We start from the raw sequence: 19320 nt of genomic DNA, 5'->3' as shown, positions 1-19320 counted from the left end.
CGAATGCCTGGAATACAGGGCTTCAATGACTGTAGATGGCGATATGCCCTATTTCAAGAACAGCCAATTGGCCATGTGCTGGCCATCGAAGGTGATCAGGTAGCGCCCATCCTTGTAGCTCGCAGGCAGGGGATTTTCTTTGCCATCGGCACTGCGGCTATAGAGTTTCAGGCCCGCCGGTGCCTTGATGCTCAGGCTGCCTTGCAGGGGTTCGACATGGAATGGTGTTACATCGTCGGGCCTGGGCACGGCGCGGCTGCCCAGTGAAATGAGCAGGTTGCGCGACTGCTTGAGCGGGTTGGCATCCAGGCTCTGCACCACGACGCTGGCATAGGCGGTTTTCAGCTGGAGCTGGAGGTCACCCACGGTGAGCGACTGGCCGCCCAACCAGCCGGTCGCCGCTTGGGTCATGGGCGTATCGATGGTGTAGAGGCCCTGCTGCCAGTTGTGCCGCAGCTCACCGGTGTCGGTTACCGCTTCGCTGGCATCGCCATCGATCAGCGATTGCCCAGGGTCTTTCAGCACCTGCGCATCGGCGGGTATCGCGCCGGCCTGCAGCCACGGCAGCTCTGGGGTTTGCGGCATGGCGATCTGCAGCCGGCCCTTCGCCATGGCCGTGCGCAGCATCACCGAGTTGGCCGGTGAGATGTCCTGGTTGAACAGGGTCGCCGCTGTGGGCGCGAACACGTAGCGGGTCTTGGCCTGGTGCACGTCCTGGCGCCGATAGAGCAGGGCGGCGGCGGGGAGGGTAGCGATCAGCCCCGGGTCGTTGTAGGCATTCCAGTTGTCGGCCCGGCGCCACGGTTCGAAGAATGCCTGCTGGCTGTAGGCGTATTGCATGATCGCATCCCAACCCTGGTGGCTGGCGGTGCCGGCCACGTACAGCGGCAGTGAGTGGCGATCGGGCAGGGGGAAGGGCTCGGCGTTCCACTCGGTGACGGTCATCGGCTTGCCCAGCACCTGGGCCGCACCCAGCCAGTTGATCATGCCATCGCTGCTCAGCGGGTTCTTCTCCAGCTGGCCGAGCCCGCCATAGCTGTGGGCGTCGACCACGTCACCGGCGGTCAGGGCCGGCAGCGAGGACAGGCCATTGAGGCCCCAGGTGCTGGTGGTGGCGATTGGTACCTTGACCCCGAGGTTGCGCAGGTAGCCGATCATGTCGACGTAGAAGCGATGCTCCAGGTCATTGAGAAACAGCTTCGAGGGGCCGTGCTCCCAGGCGCGCCAGGTCTTGTCCGCCGGCAAGTCGTGGCGCTGGGCGAAGGCCTTGGCCTGGTCCATGTAGAGCCGGCTGTGTTTCGGTACATCCTTGTCGGGCAGCAGTGCGTTGCCGAAGTGGTGGGTGACGTCGTTTTCGTTGGTGATCAGCACGGCGGCAATCGCCGGGTCGTCCTTGTAGGCGAGCCCGGTGTAACTGTTCACGTGGGTCAGGTATTGCTCGGCAAAGCGCTTCAGCGCCTGCTGCAGGGTGACGTTGACGAACAGGTAGCCCTTGAGGCCGGCGACACCATGGTCCTTAGGCAGCTCGTCGAAACCGTAGATGTTGTCGGCGGCCGTGACGGGCCGCGACACATGCAGATCGAGCCAGACGTAGATACCTTCGTCCTTGAGGCTCTTGATCCACAGGTCGATCTTCTTCAGCGACTCGGCGCTGAGCGTTTGCGTGTCCTTGATCTTCTGCAGGTCACCGAAAATGTTGGGCGTTACCCAGGGGGAGTCGTGGTGGTGCAGGCGCACGAGGTTGAAGCCCAGGGCCGACAGGCGCTTGGCCTGTGCTGTGATTTCCTCGTCGGGCGTACGGAACAGCGAATAGGCCGACAGGTTGGTCCCCCAGAAACGCACCGGGGTGCCGTCGGCGAACACCAGCTGCTCGCCATCGGCCTTGACGAAGCCGCGCTTGCCGGCCGGTTTCTCCTGCGCGTTGAGGAACGACAGGTCGACCGGTGAGGTGCGCCAGTCGAGCTGGTCATCCGGCCATGTCGTGGGGTCGGTGATGCCAAAGCGTTCAGTGGCGGTCTGGCCGAGGGTGATATCGCCGGTCACGCTCAACTGCGCCTTGATCCGCTGTTGCCCGGCCTTGATCGGGTCGGTGTAGAAGAAGGTGCGTATCTGGTCGGTGTTGCCCCGTTCGAAATAGACCTTGGCCAGCGGTGGCTCGAAGCGCATTTCGACATGTGGCCCTTGGGGGTTCTTGCCCCATGCCCAGCCGCGATTATCAGGCAACAGCACCGGGTCGCCCATTTCCCCGGCAATCAACGAGGGGTCGAAGCGCCAGACGATGCCGCCACCCATCACGTTGCTCTGCCTGCTGTGTGCCTGCAGGTCGAAGTCCCAGGTGAGGGTTTGCGTCTGGGGCTTCTGGATGTCGGCCTTCAGGTCGAAGTCCAGGTCCTTGTTGCTGCCAGTCAGTGTGTAGCGATAGGGCCCCTCGACCTTGAGCGTTGGATAGAACCCGGTCCAGCCCCAGTTCGCGCCCCAGAAGTCGAAACTGGATACGAAGGCCGGGCCACCCCCGTGGGTCAATGTCGGCAAGCCGTTCTGCTCGTCGACACGCACGATCCATTCCGAGGCCCAGCTGCTCACCGGCAAAGCCAGCAGGCCGACCAGGAGCGATGTGCGGGTCCATGTACACAGGGCAAGACTGGGCATCGAACTACCTCGGTTGAAGGCTGACGGCGGTTACCTGGCTGAGCGCTGTCGCGGGTTGTCGGCGCATCATCTGGATGTAGGCGACGCTGAGCCCGGCAAGCGACCAGTACACGATCGGGATGACCGTGATGCTGCTGACGGTGAAAATGGTCACCAGGATCCCCAGCAAGGTCGCCAGCAATACCCGCCCCAACAGGCGGTATGGGTCGGTGTTGTCGGTGAGCGTGCGCATCGCATTGCGGATACCGAGCAGGATGCAGGCGAAGAAGCCCAGGAACAGCCCCAACCCCACCAGGCCGACGCGCAAAGCCAGGCCGACGTAGGTGTTGACGATGTCGATGATGCCTTCGCCCTGGATCATCGATTGCATTTCCGGTGTGCTGCGGTAATCGAAGGAGCCGAACAGCGGGTTGCGCTGGATGACGATCCATGAATTGTCGAGCAGGCGTTGGCGGTAGGTGATGTTTTCCGTGTCGACCTTGCCAATGAACGGCAGCAGGTCGAGCACCTTGTCGCCACCGGGCATGACGCTCAGCAAGGGAATCGCCAGCACCCCGGCCAGGGCCAGCAACGCCAGGCGCGACACGGCGTGCCTGCCCAACGCGATGAACACCACCACGATCACGCCGGCACCTATCCACGGGCCGCGCGAGAGCGGGGCGAACAGCCCGGCGGCCAGCAGCAGGGCACCCAGATAACGGTGTGCAGGTTTCTGCACGAAGTGCTGCACGAACAGGAACAGGCCCATGGCAACGGCCATCACGTAGCCGAGCACGATGGCTTGCCCGGTGGTGACACTGGCGCGCAATGAGCCGCCGCGGCTCAGGTAGGCCTTCATGTCCCATTGCAGGCCTAGGGCATCGAGCAGGGCGTTGTACAGCAGCCAGTGACGGACATACTCGGCAACCCCGAGCAGCGCCAGGAGGAAGCCAGCGAGGACGAATGCCAGCATGGCATCCTTGAAGTCACTGAGCTCGCGCAAGCCACGGCTGGCCACGTAGTAGGGCAGGAACACATCGATATACAGGCTCAGCACCTGGCGCAGCGTGTCGGTGACGGTGGTTTCACGCAGCGCCAGCGCGCTGGTCAGCACCAGGCTGGCCAGCAGCAGCTTGTCGGCCAGCAGGCGGCCGAAGCGAATGCTCTCGCTTTGCTTGCTCAGCACCAAGGCGGCCGGCAGCAGCACGCACAGGGTCAGGACGCGTTGGTGATTGATGTCGAACAGGTAGTTGATCACGCCAAAACCGGGTATTTCGGTCATCGCCGGCGGGATCAGGAACAACAGCAGGAAAAACAGCGCCAGCGGGTTGTGCTCGCGGCGCCTGGCGACCAGCAGGATGACCGTGGCGGCGGCGGCATACAGCCAGAAGCTGTGGGCAAAGAATGCCACCAGGGTCAAGGCAAACCACAGGTTGCGGCGTCGCTTGTAGTCCGTCAGGGGGATCAGGTCCGTTGCCGGACGCCGGGCCATGAAGAAAACCACACTGGCCACAAACACAATGACGACCAGGGCTCGTAGATGTTCTGGCATGGGTTGTAGGCACCTATCCCTCGGTGGGCTGGATGGAGGCTAGCATCGTGGCTAAATGAAACTATAGTGACTTCTAGCCATTCGGTCAGAGATTGACGTCATGCAGTCGATTGAAGTTGTGGCGATGCGAAGTTTCCAGCACAGGCGCGTGGCGCTGGTTATGCCTATGATTGCCAAAGGGGCACTCTGTGCCGCTCGGTTGACGCGCTTTTTCGATTGACCCTGATGGTCGCCCGACAAGGCCCGCAGCAGAGCGCGGGGCATAATAAAATCAACGGTATGGGGCTGTGATCATGGGGAAGCTGCAGTTTTGTACGCCGTTGCTGGGGCGCAGAGGCTTCATTCGCAATTGTGTCTTGTTGGGTGCCGGAGCGGCCTTGTTCGGTGTGAATGACAATGCCAATGCTGCGCGCAAACCTGCGGCAAAGGGTGGCTTCGTCATCATCAATGGCTGGGTGTTGCCGGTTGGCTACTTCCAGGACGGCCAGGACGGACGCTCATGATCAAGGATTACGACGCCGACAAGACCCTGCGTCACGCTTACGACTTCTGCATCATCGGTGCAGGCCCGGCGGGGATCACGCTGGCCTTGCGCCTGGCGGGTGCGGGATGGAGCGTGGCGTTGCTCGAAGGGGGCGGGCGCGAATACACACCGCGCTCGCAGGTGCTGTACAAGTGCACCTCCACCGGCCTCGAGCTATATCCCGGGGAAGCCCGCCTGCGTTACCTGGGCGGCACCTCCAATCACTGGATGGGGCGTTGCCGGCCCTTCACCGCATCTGATTTTGCCGTGCCACCGCCAGGCGACATGCCCGGTTGGCCGATCCCTTATGCTGAAATCGAGCGCTATCTGCCGGGCGCCATGGAGATCGTCGACCTGCCCCAGGGCGCTGAGTTTCGCGCGGTGAATCCGGGCCTGAAAGGTGGCGATTTCGACGCCGACCGTTTCCTGCTCAGCCCGCCAACACGTTTTGCGCAGAAATACGCCACGGAGCTCGACGAAACGCCTGGGCTGGATGTGTTCATCAACTGCAACTGCGTCGACCTCCTGTTCGATCAGGCCAAAGGCCAACTGAAAGCTGTTCAGGTGTCCGATTACGACGGCAAGCGTCAGCCGGTCATCGCGCGCAACTATATCCTGGCCATGGGCGCCATTGAAAACGCCAGGCAGCTGCTCAACAGCCAGTCGTTGGCCGACGCGGGCATTGTTCGCAAAGACGGCCTGGTCGGTCGCTGCTTCATGGAGCACCTGAATATCGACATGGGCAAGTTCATCCTGCGCAGCGGGGAGGACACCGAGCCGCGTCAGTACTTCACCACCGATGCCTTCGTCGCCGAATACCACGCCGGCAAGGGCAATGTACTGGCGTCTGTGCTGGAAGATGTGCGGACCTACGGCCGCACGGCCGAAGTGAAGCGCTTTCTGGAAAACCTGGCCTGTGAAATGGGCGTGGCCAGCAAGATCGAATTCGTAGCCAAGTTCAGCTGCCCGGGCGATGGCGTGATCACCACGCTGATCGAGCAGTTCCCCAACGTTCAGAGTCGTATCTCGCTGCTGGATGAAAAGGACGAACTGGGTGTGGCCAAGGTCAATGTCAACTGGGTATTGAGCGCCGATGACCGGCACACCATCAAGTGCATCGGCAACGAACTGGCCAAGCAGTTCGCCGAAATGGGCCTGGGTTTCATCAAGCTCAGCGATTACGTCTACGACACCAGCCTGCCGCTGATGCTGTCGCCGCATGCACATCACATGGGGACCACGCGGATGGCGGCCAGTGCCAAGGACGGGGTGGTGGATATCAACTGCAAGGTGTTCGGCATCGAAAACCTCTATGTCGCCGGCAGCAGTGTGTTCGCCACCGGCGGGGCCTCGAACCCGACAATGCCGTTGCTGCAGTTCGCCTTGAGGCTGGCCGACCACCTCAACGAGAAAATGCGCTCGGCAAACGGGGCAGCGGCCTGAACCGGTTGAACTGAAACTGAAGTAGCGGTGTGTAAGGGTTGAGTGCAACAGGGTCAGCACCCACAAGAACGAGACCTTGTTCGCCTCAGGGACAGTCCAGGATCGCTTGACTTGCGAGGCTTGCCATATGTTTGGATGGATACGCAATGCAGTGGCGCATTATGCCAACACCACTGGGCGAGGCGTTACCGCCTACCTGAAACTGTGCAAACCCACACCGAGGCAGTGGGGCGAATTTCAGTGTCGATGGGGCAAGTTCTATTCGGTGGGCAGCAACTTTCACATGAACGTCGGTTGCAACGTTACCGACCCGGCACTGGTACGCATCGGCAATAACGTCGGCTTGTCCGATTGCACCCTGATCGGCCATGACGGCGTGGTGGCGCTGATCGAAATCTGCTACGGCGGGAAGCTGGACTCGGTCGGTGTCATCGACGTCAAGGACAACAGTTTTGTCGGCCACGGCGCGATCGTCATGCCGCGGGTTACCATCGGGCCTGATTCGGTGGTGGCTGCCGGTGCTGTCGTGACCAAGGACGTAGCTCCGGGTACCGTAGTCGGCGGCAACCCGGCCAAGTTCATTTGCACCACTGCCGACCTGATCAAGCGGGTCGAGGAACGCTGCAACACCTACCCCTGGATAGACCTGATCAAGCAACGCAAAGGCTCCTTCGACCCTTCGCTGGAGGCAACATTGGCGATGCACAGGCGTCGCTATTTCTTCGGGGACGGCAGCAATGGATAAGAAGCCGGTCGATGTGATGGTGGTCAACTTCAACACCGCTTCGTTGCTGCAGCCGATGTTCGATGCGCTGCGCGCCGCCGGAGGCGAAGCGCTGGCCAGCTACCTGGTGGTGGACAATGCCTCGGTTGATGACTCGGTCGAGCGCCTGGGCAAGGTTTGCCCTGAAGCCCTGTTACTGAGCAACAAGGCCAATGTCGGTTTCGGCCGCGCCAACAATCAGCTGCTGGCGCACCTGCAAGGCAAGTACGCGCTGCTGCTCAATACCGATGCCTTCGTGGCTGCCGACAGCCTGCAGAAAACCGTCGACTACATGGAAGCCCACCCGGAGTGCGGCATTCTCGGTGTGCGCCTGGTGGGCCGTGACGGTGACCTGCAACCGAGTTGCCGCTATTTCCCGACACCCTTGAACGTATTTGTCGGGCGCACCGGGCTCGGGCGTTTCTTCCCGGGCCTGAAAATGGTCGATGAAATGGACTGGGACCACGCCTCGGTGCGTGAGTGTGACTGGCTGCCCGGTTGCTTCTACCTGGTGCGCCGTGAAGTGCTCGACCAGGTGGGCCTGTTCGACCCGCGTTACTTCCTCTATTACGAAGAGGTGGACCATTGCAAGCGGGTAAAGGCGGCCGGCTGGAAAGTGGTGTACTTCCCCGGTACCACCGTGGTGCACATCGGCGGTGAAAGCTCCAAGTCAGTGGCCGAACTTGAAGCGGCGAGCCGGCAGATATCCGGTTATCAGATCGAGAGCGAACTGCTGTATTTCCGCAAGCATCACGGCGCGGCGGGGCTGGCCTTGCACATGCTGCTGGTGAGCCTGGGCGACCTGGTGCTGGCGCTCAAGGCATTGCTCAAGGGCCGCGGCCTGGCTGCGATCAAGGCATGCTGGCGGCACACCCACGCCACCTGGTCGCTGTTGTTCAAGACCCAGTTTGCCAGCCAACCCACACGGTAGGTGAAACCATGTTCGATAACATCCGCGCGGACTTGCGCGCTCATGGTGGTGATTGGGGCGCCCAGGGGTTCTGGGTGCTGCTGGTCTACCGCTTCGGTCGCTGGCGCTATGGCGTACGCCCGGCCCTGCTGCGCAAGCTGTGCTCCTTCGTCTACAAGGTGCTGTTCAAGTTCGTACAGATCATCACCGGGGTGGAGTTGCCTTGCGAGGTGGTGATCGGCCGCAACTTCGTCATCGACCACTTCGGCGGCATCGTCATCAGTGGCTATGCGCGTTTTGGCGATGACTGCCGGATCCGCAATGGTGTGGTGGTGGGCCTGAAGAATGTCGACGAACCCATCGCCCCGGTGTTCGGCAACAACGTGGATATCGGCGCCGGGGCCAAGGTGCTGGGCAATATACGCATCGGTAACAACGTGGCGATAGGCTCGAACGCGGTGGTGCTGACCGATGTGCCGGACAACTGCCTGGCAGTGGGGGTGCCCGCGACCATCAAGGTGCGCAAGCACAGCGATGCGATGCAGTACACGTGACTCAGCCCGCAGCTGAGGAGTGAGGCCCATGGAAACAGGCATTGGAGTGGTGGTGATCGGCCGCAATGAAGGCCAGCGCCTGGAGCGCTGCCTGTTGTCCCTGACGGGCCGTGCGGACCAGCTGGTGTACGTCGACTCCGGCTCCTCCGACGGCTCGGTGCAGCTGGCGAAGCGCCTTGGCGTCGAAGTGGTGGCGCTGGACATGACGCAACCCTTTACCGCGGCTCGGGCGCGCAACGAAGGCTTTGCCTGCTTGCAAGGCATCGTGCCCGGCATCCGCCATGTGCAGTTCGTCGACGGCGACTGTGAAGTGGATGCCGGCTGGCTGGGCAAGGCCCAGGCATTTCTCGACCAGCACCCGGACGTGGCGGTGGTGTGCGGGCGGCGCCGCGAGCGCTTCCCGCAGCGCTCGGTGTACAACCTGCTCTGCGACCTGGAGTGGGACACGCCAGTGGGGGAAGCCAAGGCCTGCGGGGGGGATGCACTGATGCGTGTCGACGCGTTCATGGCGGTGTCCGGTTTTCGCCCGGAACTGATTGCCGGCGAAGAGCCGGAGCTCTGCGTGCGCTTGCGCGCTGGTGGCTGGAAGGTCTGGCGCCTGGCGGATGAAATGACCCTGCACGATGCCGCCATGACCCGTTTCGGGCAATGGTGGCGGCGCAGTCTGCGGGCGGGTTATGCCTATGCCGAAGGTGCCTACCTGCATGGGCAGACACCGGAACGCCATTGGCTGCGCGAATCACGGCGCGCCTGGTTATGGGGCCTCAACCTGCCACTGGCGATCCTGGCCGTGAGCCTGCTGTCGGGCGGTTGGGGGCTATGGTTGTTGCTGGTCTATCCGTTGCAGATCGTGCGCCTGGCCCGCCGCGGCGAGCGTTCGACGCGGGAAAACTGGTGGCAGGCGGTGTTTCTGGTGCTGGGCAAGTTTCCCGAGATGCTCGGCCAGGCAAAGTTCCTGCTTAACAGGTATGCGTCCGGCAAGGCGCTGCTGATCGAGTACAAATGACATGTCGATGACATTCAGGTCGTTAGCCAAGAGTGTGCTCACCTTGCAGCCCGGCTATTCGCTGCGCGCGCTCAACAACAAGTTCAAGTTGACGGTATCGATGGCCCGCGAGTGGCCCGGCTTGCAGGCTTTCGCCCTGCGCATGTCACGGGCACTGGGCAAAGACCGCTTCGAGCGGCTGGGCGTCGACTGCATTGGTGTCGTGCAGTGGCCCTACATCAGCAAGTGCTGGAGCGCCCCACAGCGGCTTGAAGCGGTGGCGTCGCACTATGAAGTGGTCGCGGCGCACTGTGCCCCGTTGCTGCTGTTGCAGCGTGACGAGCACCGGCTGCTGTGCGACCTGTCGGCGTACTCCAGCGAATGCCGCCTGGTGCTCGACCGGCCCATCTGGTTCAAGCGCGAAGGCGAGCTGGTGATCAACCTGTTCCAGGGCGAGCTGCGCGTGGCCTCGCTGGCCTTCACCCTGTGCCGCGAAGCGGCGGGCCTGTGCCTGTACATCGGCGCAGTGCAGGGCATTCACAAGGGGGTGGACAGCGAAACCTCGCTGACGATCTACCGCGACCTGACCAAGGACTTCGAGGGCTTGCGCCCCAGAAGCCTGCTGATCGAGGCGATCAAGTGCGTGGCAAGAACGCTGGGGACCGTGCGCATCTATGCGGTGGGGGATGAGTATCGCCACCATCGCCACCCCTATTTTGGCACCGACAAGCACCAGGACCTGGCGGCCAACTACGACGTGATCTGGCAGGAGAACGGCGCCGGGCCATCGGACCGCGAGGACTTTTTCACCATTCCGCTGGCACCCGCGCAGCGCGCGGTAGAGGAAGTCGCGGCCAAGAAGCGGGCGATGTATCGCAGGCGCCATGCGTTGCTGGATGACGTGTTTGCCCAGATACAAGCCGCCCTGGCTGGCAGCTCTGTACAGCAGAGCACGGCAGACCTGGCCATCCAGTAAACGGACTCAGATTCGGGGCACTATGCGCATTGCTTATTTCATCAATCAGTATCCCAAGGTCAGTCACAGTTTCATCCGCCGCGAAATACTGGCGCTGGAGCGCCAGGGCATCGAGGTTCAACGTATCGCCTTGCGCGGCTGGGATGCCGAACTGCACGACGCCGAAGACCTGGCAGAACGGGGCAAGACCCGCTATGTGCTGCAGGAGGGGGTACGGGGTTTGCTGAAACCGCTGTTCGAAGTGGTACGGGCGCAACCCAAAGCGTTTCTTGCCGCCTTGCGCCTGGCGCTTCGCCTGGGTTGGCGCGCTGATCGCCCATGGCCCTATCACCTGGTCTACCTGGCCGAAGCGTGCCGGGTGGTGCAGTGGTTGCAGGCCTCCGCGGACGAGCATGTGCACGCGCATTTTGGCACCAACTCGGCAGAGGTGGTCATGCTGGCCAACGCCCTGGGTGGGCCTGCCTACAGTTTCACCGTGCATGGGCCGGAAGAGTTCGACAAGGCACAGCGCCTGCACCTGGGCGAAAAGGTGCGCCGGGCCGCGTTCGTTGCGGCCGTCAGCTCCTTCGGGCGCAGCCAGTTGTTCCGCTGGGTGGCGCACGAGCACTGGGGCAAGGTCAAGGTGGTGCATTGCGGCCTGGAACGCAGTTTCCACGAGGGCGCTGCGCCTGCGCTACCGACGGCGCCAAGGCTGGTTTGCGTCGGGCGATTGTGCGAGCAGAAGGGCCAGTTGCTGCTGATCGAGGCCGCGCGCCTCCTGGCGAGCCGGGGCGTGGCCTTTGAACTGGTATTGGCCGGCGATGGCGAGTTGCGGGGGGCGATCGAGACGCTGATCGCCCGGCACGGCTTGCAGGGGCAGGTGCGCATTACCGGCTGGATCAGCAGCGCGCAGGTGCGCGACGAAATCCTCGCCGCGCGCGCGCTGGTCTTGCCCAGCTTTGCCGAGGGCTTGCCGGTGGTGATCATGGAGGCCATGGCGTTGCGTAGGCCGGTGCTTACTACATATGTGGCAGGCATTCCTGAACTGGTGCGTCAGGGTGAGAACGGCTGGTTGTTCCCGGCAGGTTCGGTGCAAGCGTTGACCGAGGCCATGCTCGACTGCCTGCAACAACCCGTGACGGTTCTGCAGGGCATGGGCGAGGCGGCTTACCAGCGTGTGCTCGAGCGCCACGACATCGATACACAGGCGGCCAGGTTGGTCAGCCATTTCAAGGCGCCGACATGCTGACCTTGTTGAGCGGGTTGCTGGGGCTGGCGGCGCTGCTGGTGCTGCTGCCGACACTGGTGCTGTTCACCCAGGTGGTGCTGGCCTGCCTGCCTGAGCCGGCGCGGGTTGCCCGGCAAGGTCAACGGGCGCGGCTAGCCGTGCTCGTGCCCGCGCACAACGAGGCCTCGCTGATCGCGTCCACGCTCGCCAGCATCCGCCCGCAATTGCGCGAAGGCGACCAGTTGCTGGTGGTCGCCGACAACTGCACGGACCAGACCGCCAGCCTGGCCCGCGCGGCGGGCGCGCAAGTGGTCGAGCGCCAGGATCAGCAGCGGCGGGGCAAGGGCTACGCCCTGGACTTCGGGGTGCAGCATCTGCGCCAGTCCCCCCCCGAGGTCCTGATCATCATTGACGCAGACTGCCAGGTAGGCGCGGGTGCGCTGGAGCACCTGGCGCGCTGTTGTGTCGACAACGCCCGGCCCGCGCAAGCGCTTTACCTGATGCATGCCCCTGCCGGTGCAGGGTTGAAGGTGCAGGTCGCCGCCTTTGCCTGGCGGGTGAAGAACCTGGTTCGCCCACGCGGCTGGGCACGGGCGGGTCTGCCTTGCCAGTTGATGGGCGCGGGCATGGCATTTGCCTGGCAACACGTGTCGGCCGTCAACCTGGCAACCGGGCATCTGGTCGAGGACCTGAAGCTGGGCCTGGAGTGTGCCGCGCTCGGCAAACCGCCGCTGTTCTGCCCGGACGCTGTGGTCAACAGTCACTTCCCCACCAGCCAGGAAGGCCTGAGCATCCAGCGCAAGCGCTGGGAGCATGGGCACCTGGGGGTGGTGCTGGCTGAGGGCCCCAAGCTTCTGGCGCGCGCTCTGGTGCGCCGTAACTGGCCATTGTTGGGTATGGCCATCGACCTGCTGGTTCCGCCGCTGGCCTTGTTGTCAATGCTGCTGATGGCGCTTTTCGTGGTCAGCTGGCTGGCATTCGGGTTACTGGGTGTGCTGTGGCCTGCATGGCTTGCCACGCTGGCGTTGGGCCTGTTGGGCGCTGCCGTCTTGCTGGCGTGGGCACGTTTTGCACGGGCGCTGATCCCGTTTTCGGTACTGATGTACGCGCCGTTCTATGCGGCGAGGAAAATTCCCCTGTACCTGGGGTTCCTGCTCAAGCGCCAGGTCGACTGGGTACGTTCGAAACGGGATGACAGCTGATGGGAGACTGGGCCTGGCTGCAACGCTGGAAGACGATCATGGGCAAACTGCACCTGGTTCAGGATGCGGCGCACGAGCAACAGCTGCTGGCGTCGCTTTGTTCAGCGCAGCGGGTAACCGTGCTGGGGTTCGTCAATGCCCATGCCATGAACCTGGTGGCCGGCAAGGCGGATTACTGCCAGGCACTGGCATCCGCTGACGTGCTGCTGTGTGACGGTGCCGGCATGGCGATATTGCTGCGGCGCCTGGGGCTGGCCCCGGGGCTCAACATGAACGGCACGGACTTCATCCCCAAGCTGCTGGCGGCCTTCAATGGCAGGCGCGTGGCATTCTGGGGCACGCGCGAGCCGTATTTGTCCGAGGCCGCCGAGCGCTGCGAAGCGCGGTATGGCGTGCAGGTGGTGTCGCGGCACGATGGTTTTGCCGAGGTCGACACTTACCTCGGGCTCGCCCAGGCACAACAGCCCGAGCTGATCGTGCTGGGCATGGGGATGCCCAAACAGGAACAGCTGGCGGCTCGGCTGGCGACGCTCGACAGCCCCTGCCTGATCGTGTGCGGCGGGGCCATCGTGGATTTTCTGGGCGGCAAGGTAACGCGAGCGCCGCACTGGGTGCGGCGCCTGAACGGGGAGTGGTTGTTCAGGCTGCTCAAGGAACCCAAGCGCCTGTTCGCACGCTATGTACTGGGTAATCCGCTGTTCCTGCTGCGGGCGTTGCTTTATGTGAAGGCACCCGCGCAGCGCGTGCAGCGGCGCAGCTGAATGCTGCCTGTCGGGGCGCTCGATCTGCCCCGCAGCAAGCGCCGGGTGCTGCTACAGTGATATCAATTGACGCGAAACGCCGTGCTGCAAAAATTTCAAAGGTTTTTCAGGTACCTGAGGTGAGTTTCCATCGCTTCGTTGTGATGGTCAGGCATTTGCCACACACAGATCAGTGAGGCCTTACGATGGTTTTCGAACCCAGAAGCAGTCGGTCGTTGCTCCAGCGCAGAAGTAGCGTCAGCAACGCCGTTCAAGCGGGCCTGGACGGGATCGCCGTCACCAGCGTTGCGTGGTACCTGATCTACGACCAGTTCGGCTACATCACTTCCGACTATGTGATCATGCTCCTGCTGCTGATCGGTGCGCTGGCGGTCATCTATGACCACTACGCCATCTACCGCAGCAACGTGGGGCTTTCGGTAAAGGCCTTCAGGTTGTTCAAGGCCTGGTCGGCGACCTTCTGTTTCCTGGTGGTCATCGCCTTCCTGACCAAGCAGAGCGAAACCTATTCACGGCTGCTGGTCGTTCAACTGTTTGTCATTGGTTATTTCGTCCAGCTGTTCCTGCACGTGGCCGTGCGCGAGTTGCAAAAGCGCTTCACGGCCCACGCGCGGCTGGATAACGCGTTGATCATCGGCAATGGCGACCTGGCCAACTTCCTGTATCAGAAGATCAGCAACAACCCGTGGTTCGGCGAGCGGGTGATGGGTTGCATCTGGGTCGATCAGGAAGACGATCAGGGGCGCGAGGGCCAGCAAGATGCAAAGCAGCGCCTGCCGGTGTTGGGCAGCATTGCCGACCTTGACGAGATCATCGCCCAACATGGCATCCGCACGGTCTACCTGGTTACACCTCTGGGGGGCTCCGCCGTCATTCAGGATGTTTACCTCAAGTTGCTCGACAAGTGCATCGCGGTCAACTGGGTGCCGGACATCTTCTCACTGCGTCTGATCAACCACAGCGTGCGCGAAATTGCCGGGATTCCGGTGCTGACCCTGTCGGAAACGCCGCTGACCGGGACCAGCCTGTTCCTGAAGAACCTCGAGGACCGCGTGCTGGCCGCGCTCATCCTGCTGTGCGCCTCGCCGGTGTTGCTGGCGGTCGCGTTGATCATCAAGCTCGACAGCCCCGGGCCGGTGTTCTTCCGCCAAGACCGCACAGGTTGGACCGGGGAGTCGTTCCGTATCTGGAAATTCCGCAGCATGCATGTGCACCAGCCGGAAAACGGCGTGGTCGAACAGGCACAGCGCAATGACCCACGGCTGACCCGGGTTGGGGCATTCATCCGGCGCACCAGCCTCGATGAGCTGCCGCAACTGTTCAACGTGCTGACCGGCGACATGTCGCTGGTCGGCCCGCGCCCCCATGCCTTGCAACACGACACGCTGTATTCACAGGACATTGTCGATTACTTCGCCCGCCACAACATCAAGCCCGGCATGACCGGCCTGGCGCAAGTGCGCGGGTACAGGGGCGAAACCAAGGACCTCGAGCAGATGATCCAGCGGGTCAATTCCGACATCGAGTACATCAACAACTGGTCGTTGTGGCTCGACTTCGTGATCCTGGTGCGAACGGTCAATGCCTTCACCGGCAAGCAGGCTTATTGACGCCGCAAACCTGGGTGGCGTTCAGGGGGAGGCATGGGCAGCGTGTCTGCGGGAGGGGCAGGAGCCGCGAGGCTATTGAAAGCCGAGTGGCCCTCGCTGGTGCTATGGGCGTTTCTGTTGTCGCCGCTGTTCGCCAGGCTGTTGGCGGATTGCCAATGCGCGAAGATCGACTTGCTGGTGTTATACACCTTTGCCCTTTCAATTTCGTGGCTGGTGGCAATCCGCTTCGTATCGGCCAATCAGTTCAGGGTGCACCTGCTGCTGATGCCCTTCTATCTGCTGGCGAGCATCGACCTGTTCGTGGTGCTGAACTTCGGTTCGCGCCTGACGGCGGCCTACCTGTTCATAGCCCTGACCAACTACAAGGAAGCGACAGACTTTCTCGCGACTTACTGGCGCTCGATCGCCGGCATACTGGCTTTGTTTGCACTGTGCTACGGAGTAGGGCTGGCCGGGCTGCATGGGCGCCGCCTGTACCGCAACAAGGCCATTTTTGCACTGGCCCTTGGCGGCTTGCTGCTGGGCTATGGCGCTTATTTCTACCAGACCGTCAAGCTCAACGCGTTCGGTAAAGGTGCAGTGCTGGATCTGATGGCCAAAGACCAGAGCACGCCGGTCGGCTACCTGTCGCAGATCGGCCTGACGGTGACCTTGTATGTGGAATCCAAGGGCTATATCAAGCAGCGCATGGAGTCGCAGGTGAAGATCACCAGCATCTCCGACCAGGCCGACATCGAGACCCTGGTGTTCGTCATCGGCGAATCTTCGCGCCCGCACAACTGGTCGTTGTACGGCTACAACAACAGGACCACGCCCTATCTCGACCAGCAGCCGGGGTTGTTCAAGTTCAACCGCATGTGCACGACCGCGCCCTATACCTCGGTTGCCGTACCTTCGTTGCTCAGCCTGGAACCCATCCGCGACTGGGATCTGATCGCCTCGAACAAATCGTTGGTAGGGATCTTCCGTGCGGCCGGATACGACACGTATTGGCTGTCTTCACAGGAGGTGGACAGCTTTGGCGGGATCATTCCGCAGATCGCCGCAGAAGCTCAATACCGCCAGTATCTGGAGCGCAGCTATGACGGCGCGCTGATACCGGTGTTACAGGAGGTGCTGGGCAAGGCCAACGGCCACCGGCAGGCGATATTCATACATATCAAGGGTAGCCACTTCGAATACGCGCGGCGTTTCCCCAGCGACTTTGCGCAGTTCAAGCCTGCAAGCGCAAGCCAGAAAGACCGGGTCACGGCCGATTATGACAATTCGGTCCTGTATACCGATTGGCTACTGTCGACGATCATGCAACAACTGACGGCCAGCCAGAAAAAAGCGCTGCTGGTCTACGCATCGGACCATGGCGAGAACCTTCTGGATGACAGCCGGGCACTGCTGGGCCATGGCATCGGCAATGAATATGACCTGTCGACCTCGGCGTTTGTCTGGTCCAGCGGCAACCTCTCGCCGGAACAATCGGGCAAGCTGCAGAAGTTGCAGGCCAGGGAGGATCAGCAGGTCAGCGTCGCTTCGTTGCCACATACCTTGCTGAACATCGCCGGGATATCGATGCCGGGCTATGACAGCGCGCAGGACTTGCTCAGCGATGAATTCAAGGCCTCGGAATGCCCGCATCTGCTCGCTACCGGGTATGTGCCGTCGTTCAATTTCGACATCAAGCACATTGCCGCCGAATGATCAGGCCGGCAGCGCCAATGGGTGCAGGGCGCGAAAGCCTTGTGCTTCTTCCACCAGCCAGTCATGCACCGCGCGGGCGCCAGGCTGATTCAACCCACCCGGCGGGTAGTGCACCATGTAGCGCTTGTGATTGGCGATGGGGTGGCCGAACGGCACGATCAAGGCACCGCGCTCAAGCTCGTCATTGAGCAGCGTACGCCGCGCAATGGCCACGCCGATGCCCGCGATCGCCGCTTCGATGGTCAGGTGGTTGCGGTTGAAGGTATGCCCGCGGCGCACGTCCAGCCCTGTGGCGCCGATCCCCTCCAGGTAGAACTCCCATTCCGCGTATTCCGAACTGCCGCGCCAGGCGGTGATGTCATGCAGCAGCGGGTAATGGGCCAGGTCGACCGGGCCATGCAACGGCGGGCGGCCACGCAGCAGCGTGGGTGAACAGACCGGGAAGATCTGTTCGTCCAGCAACGGGGTCGACAGCATGCCGGGGTAACTGCCGTCGTTGAGGTCGATGGCCAGGTCGAAGTCGCCAGGGTGCAAGGCCTGGGCGCTGTCTTCGGCGACCAGGCGCAGCTCGATGTCCGGGTAGCGCTGCTGGAAGCGCGGCAGCCGCGGGGTGAGCCACTTGGCCAGGAACGACGGGATCGAGCGCAGGCGCAAGGTGCCGCGGATTTCGCCGGCGTCCAGGCGCAGCAGTTCGGCTTCGATGCTGCCATAGGCCTCTGTCACTGTCTGGGCCAGGCGCTGGCCCTCGGCGCTCAGCTCCACACCCCGCGCCCGACGCAGAAACAGTTTGTAGCCCAGGCGTTCTTCGAGCTGACGCATCTGCTGGCTGACCGCACCGGGGGTGATGTGCAGTTCTTCGGCGCAGCGGGTGAACGACAGGTGCCGCGCCGCACAGGAAAAGACATGCAGCCAGACAAACATCTGGCCATTGAGTTGCCGTCGCATCGTTTAGTACCGCTAAAGCCTTGCTTAGGAAGTTTCGTTGGTCATCTGCCGATGAGCACGGCAGTATCGCGCAAATTGGCAATACCGTTCAATTTTCTCAGACAACCGTGCGCGGGCGTAATGCGCCGACACGGTCAGGCATTAGTATGGCTATCAGTGTTTTCGACCTTTTCAAGATTGGCATCGGCCCGTCCAGTTCCCACACCGTAGGCCCGATGCGGGCAGCGGCGAGCTTTGCCCAGGCGTTGCGTGAGCAAGGCCTGTTGGCCCAGGTGCAGCGTATCGAAGTGCGCCTGTACGGCTCGCTTTCAGCTACCGGGGTAGGCCATGCTACTGATCGCGCCTGCCTGCTTGGCTTGATGGGGCAGTGGCCGGATCGCATCGACCCGGCCACCATCGAACCACGCATCCATCAGCTGCTGCAGGAGCAGTGCCTGATGCTCGACGGCAGCCATCCGCTGGCGTTCCAGTATGCCCGCGACATGCTGCTGCTGGACGAAAGCCTGCCTTATCACCCCAACGCCATGACCCTGGAGGCATTGGGCGGGCAGGGCAGCCTGTTGCAGCAGACCTACTATTCCATCGGTGGCGGCTTCATCGTCGAGCAGGGCGAGATCGATGCGCCGCAAGTAGAGGCCAACGCCGTTCAGCTGCCGTACGAATTTTCCAGCGGCGCCGAACTGCTGGCCCTGTGCAAGGCCAACCAGCTGAGCGTGGCTCAATTGATGCTGGCCAACGAGTGCGCCTGGCGCCCGGAAACCGAGGTGCGTGAAGGCCTGTTGCGGATCTGGGCGGCGATGCGCGATTGCGTTGACAATGGTCTGCGCAACGAAGGCATCCTGCCCGGTGGGCTCAACGTCAAGCGCCGTGCCGCACGGTTGCACCGCAGCCTGCAGGAGGCCGGGCAGCCCAACGTGATCGGTTCGACCCTGAGCGCCATGGAGTGGGTCAACCTGTTTGCCCTGGCGGTCAACGAAGAGAACGCCGCTGGCGGGCGTATGGTCACCGCGCCCACCAATGGCGCGGCTGGCATCATCCCGGCCGTGTTGCACTACTACATGAAGTTCAACCCAAGCGCCTGCGACGATGATGTGGTGGCGTTTCTGCTGGCCGCTGCTGCAGTCGGCATCCTGTGCAAGAAGAATGCGTCGATTTCCGGTGCCGAAGTCGGCTGCCAGGGGGAGGTCGGTTCGGCCTGTTCGATGGCCGCTGCGGGCCTGGCCGAAGTGCTGGGCGCCACACCACCGCAACTGGAAAACGCAGCCGAGATTGCCCTGGAGCATAACCTCGGGCTGACCTGCGACCCAGTCGGCGGGTTGGTCCAGGTGCCGTGTATCGAGCGCAATGCGATCGCCGCGGTGAAGGCGATCAATGCCGTGCAGATGGCCCTGCGCGGTGACGGTGAGCATTTCATCTCGCTCGACCGGGTAATCCGTACCATGCGCGACACTGGCGCTGACATGCATGCCAACTACAAGGAAACTTCGCGCGGCGGCCTGGCGGTGGCGTTCGTCGAGTGTTGATGAGCGTTGGTCGGCAAGTTGTCTTGCCGGCCAACGTTGCTTG

16 protein-coding genes are annotated in these 19320 nt (G+C 62.5%); 13 read left to right on the top strand and 3 right to left on the bottom strand.

Features of this window, described 5'->3' with window-relative positions:
• Positions 1-48: 48 nt before the first annotated feature.
• The gene (locus tag OCX61_RS14720) at positions 49-2649 is read right to left on the bottom strand and encodes a glycoside hydrolase 5 family protein (protein WP_261940149.1); all 2601 of its coding nucleotides are present in this window, start codon (positions 2647-2649) and stop codon (positions 49-51) included.
• 4 nt (positions 2650-2653) lie between these two features.
• Positions 2654-4180, bottom strand: a complete 1527-nt coding sequence (locus OCX61_RS14715) for an O-antigen ligase family protein (RefSeq protein WP_261940148.1) — start codon at positions 4178-4180, stop codon at positions 2654-2656.
• 293 nt (positions 4181-4473) lie between these two features.
• On the opposite strand from OCX61_RS14715, the gene OCX61_RS14710 reads away from it, so the two are divergent.
• The 12 genes from OCX61_RS14710 (at position 4474) to OCX61_RS14655 (ending at position 16809) form a co-directional block, all read left to right on the top strand.
• A complete protein-coding gene (locus tag OCX61_RS14710; RefSeq protein WP_261940147.1) occupies positions 4474-4683 on the top strand; it encodes a hypothetical protein in 210 nt (69 codons plus the stop codon).
• Entirely contained in the window at positions 4680-6146 is a 1467-nt protein-coding gene (locus OCX61_RS14705; protein WP_261940146.1) for an FAD-dependent oxidoreductase, read from the top strand. The genes OCX61_RS14710 and OCX61_RS14705 overlap by 4 nt, the downstream gene beginning before the upstream one ends.
• A gap of 127 nt (positions 6147-6273) precedes the next feature.
• Complete coding sequence (locus tag OCX61_RS14700) at positions 6274-6891, top strand: acyltransferase (RefSeq protein WP_261940145.1); 618 nt, start codon at positions 6274-6276, stop codon at positions 6889-6891.
• A complete protein-coding gene (locus OCX61_RS14695; RefSeq protein ID WP_261940144.1) occupies positions 6884-7840 on the top strand; it encodes a glycosyltransferase family 2 protein in 957 nt (318 codons plus the stop codon). Before OCX61_RS14700 ends, OCX61_RS14695 begins: the two co-directional genes overlap by 8 nt.
• An 8-nt stretch (positions 7841-7848) precedes the next feature.
• A complete protein-coding gene (locus tag OCX61_RS14690) occupies positions 7849-8373 on the top strand; it encodes a serine O-acetyltransferase (protein WP_261940143.1) in 525 nt (174 codons plus the stop codon).
• 28 nt (positions 8374-8401) lie between these two features.
• Positions 8402-9379 (top strand): glycosyltransferase family 2 protein, encoded by a 978-nt coding sequence (locus tag OCX61_RS14685; RefSeq protein ID WP_261940142.1) that lies wholly within the window; start codon positions 8402-8404, stop codon positions 9377-9379.
• Positions 9380-9386: 7 nt separating this feature from the next.
• On the top strand, positions 9387-10334 hold the full coding sequence (locus tag OCX61_RS14680; protein WP_261944320.1) for a DUF535 family protein: 948 nt from the start codon (positions 9387-9389) through the stop codon (positions 10332-10334).
• 22 nt (positions 10335-10356) lie between these two features.
• Positions 10357-11562, top strand: coding sequence for a glycosyltransferase (locus OCX61_RS14675; RefSeq protein WP_261940141.1), 1206 nt, complete (start codon positions 10357-10359; stop codon positions 11560-11562).
• A complete protein-coding gene (locus tag OCX61_RS14670) occupies positions 11556-12743 on the top strand; it encodes a glycosyltransferase family 2 protein (RefSeq protein WP_261940140.1) in 1188 nt (395 codons plus the stop codon). The genes OCX61_RS14675 and OCX61_RS14670 overlap by 7 nt, the downstream gene beginning before the upstream one ends.
• The gene (locus OCX61_RS14665; RefSeq protein ID WP_261940139.1) at positions 12743-13504 is read left to right on the top strand and encodes a WecB/TagA/CpsF family glycosyltransferase; all 762 of its coding nucleotides are present in this window, start codon (positions 12743-12745) and stop codon (positions 13502-13504) included. Before OCX61_RS14670 ends, OCX61_RS14665 begins: the two co-directional genes overlap by 1 nt.
• A 185-nt stretch (positions 13505-13689) precedes the next feature.
• Positions 13690-15114, top strand: coding sequence for an undecaprenyl-phosphate glucose phosphotransferase (locus OCX61_RS14660; protein ID WP_261940138.1), 1425 nt, complete (start codon positions 13690-13692; stop codon positions 15112-15114).
• 75 nt (positions 15115-15189) lie between these two features.
• Complete coding sequence (locus tag OCX61_RS14655) at positions 15190-16809, top strand: phosphoethanolamine transferase (RefSeq protein WP_261940137.1); 1620 nt, start codon at positions 15190-15192, stop codon at positions 16807-16809.
• Here OCX61_RS14655 and OCX61_RS14650 read toward each other — a convergent pair whose 3' ends face one another.
• Complete coding sequence (locus OCX61_RS14650) at positions 16810-17754, bottom strand: LysR substrate-binding domain-containing protein (protein ID WP_261940136.1); 945 nt, start codon at positions 17752-17754, stop codon at positions 16810-16812.
• Between the two features lie 146 nt (positions 17755-17900).
• Between OCX61_RS14650 and OCX61_RS14645 the strand changes: the two genes are divergently transcribed.
• Positions 17901-19277 carry an L-serine ammonia-lyase gene (locus OCX61_RS14645; protein ID WP_261940135.1) on the top strand — a complete coding sequence of 459 codons (1377 nt, stop codon included), beginning with the start codon at positions 17901-17903 and terminating at the stop codon, positions 19275-19277.
• The last annotated feature ends 43 nt before the right edge of the window (positions 19278-19320 follow it).

The sequence above is a fragment of the Pseudomonas sp. LRP2-20 genome (genome assembly GCF_024349685.1).
Classification (GTDB): Bacteria; Pseudomonadota; Gammaproteobacteria; order Pseudomonadales; family Pseudomonadaceae; genus Aquipseudomonas.
Note: the sequence above shows the minus strand (reverse complement) of the source record. Positions and strands in the feature narration are given on the sequence as shown.

Bases quoted from the DNA above. Each gene is read 5' to 3' on its own strand.
- OCX61_RS14720 (WP_261940149.1), bottom strand. From the start codon at position 2,649: ATGCCCAGTCTTGCCCTGTGTACATGGACCCGCACATCGCTCCTGGTC.
- OCX61_RS14700 (WP_261940145.1), top strand. From the start codon at position 6,274: ATGTTTGGATGGATACGCAATGCAGTGGCGCATTATGCCAACACCACT.
- OCX61_RS14665 (WP_261940139.1), top strand. From the start codon at position 12,743: ATGGGAGACTGGGCCTGGCTGCAACGCTGGAAGACGATCATGGGCAAA.
- OCX61_RS14650 (WP_261940136.1), bottom strand. From the start codon at position 17,754: ATGCGACGGCAACTCAATGGCCAGATGTTTGTCTGGCTGCATGTCTTT.
- OCX61_RS14715 (WP_261940148.1), bottom strand. From the start codon at position 4,180: ATGCCAGAACATCTACGAGCCCTGGTCGTCATTGTGTTTGTGGCCAGT.
- OCX61_RS14670 (WP_261940140.1), top strand. From the start codon at position 11,556: ATGCTGACCTTGTTGAGCGGGTTGCTGGGGCTGGCGGCGCTGCTGGTG.
- OCX61_RS14695 (WP_261940144.1), top strand. From the start codon at position 6,884: ATGGATAAGAAGCCGGTCGATGTGATGGTGGTCAACTTCAACACCGCT.
- OCX61_RS14705 (WP_261940146.1), top strand. From the start codon at position 4,680: ATGATCAAGGATTACGACGCCGACAAGACCCTGCGTCACGCTTACGAC.
- OCX61_RS14685 (WP_261940142.1), top strand. From the start codon at position 8,402: ATGGAAACAGGCATTGGAGTGGTGGTGATCGGCCGCAATGAAGGCCAG.
- OCX61_RS14710 (WP_261940147.1), top strand. From the start codon at position 4,474: ATGGGGAAGCTGCAGTTTTGTACGCCGTTGCTGGGGCGCAGAGGCTTC.
- OCX61_RS14660 (WP_261940138.1), top strand. From the start codon at position 13,690: ATGGTTTTCGAACCCAGAAGCAGTCGGTCGTTGCTCCAGCGCAGAAGT.
- OCX61_RS14690 (WP_261940143.1), top strand. From the start codon at position 7,849: ATGTTCGATAACATCCGCGCGGACTTGCGCGCTCATGGTGGTGATTGG.
- OCX61_RS14645 (WP_261940135.1), top strand. From the start codon at position 17,901: ATGGCTATCAGTGTTTTCGACCTTTTCAAGATTGGCATCGGCCCGTCC.
- OCX61_RS14680 (WP_261944320.1), top strand. From the start codon at position 9,387: ATGACATTCAGGTCGTTAGCCAAGAGTGTGCTCACCTTGCAGCCCGGC.
- OCX61_RS14675 (WP_261940141.1), top strand. From the start codon at position 10,357: ATGCGCATTGCTTATTTCATCAATCAGTATCCCAAGGTCAGTCACAGT.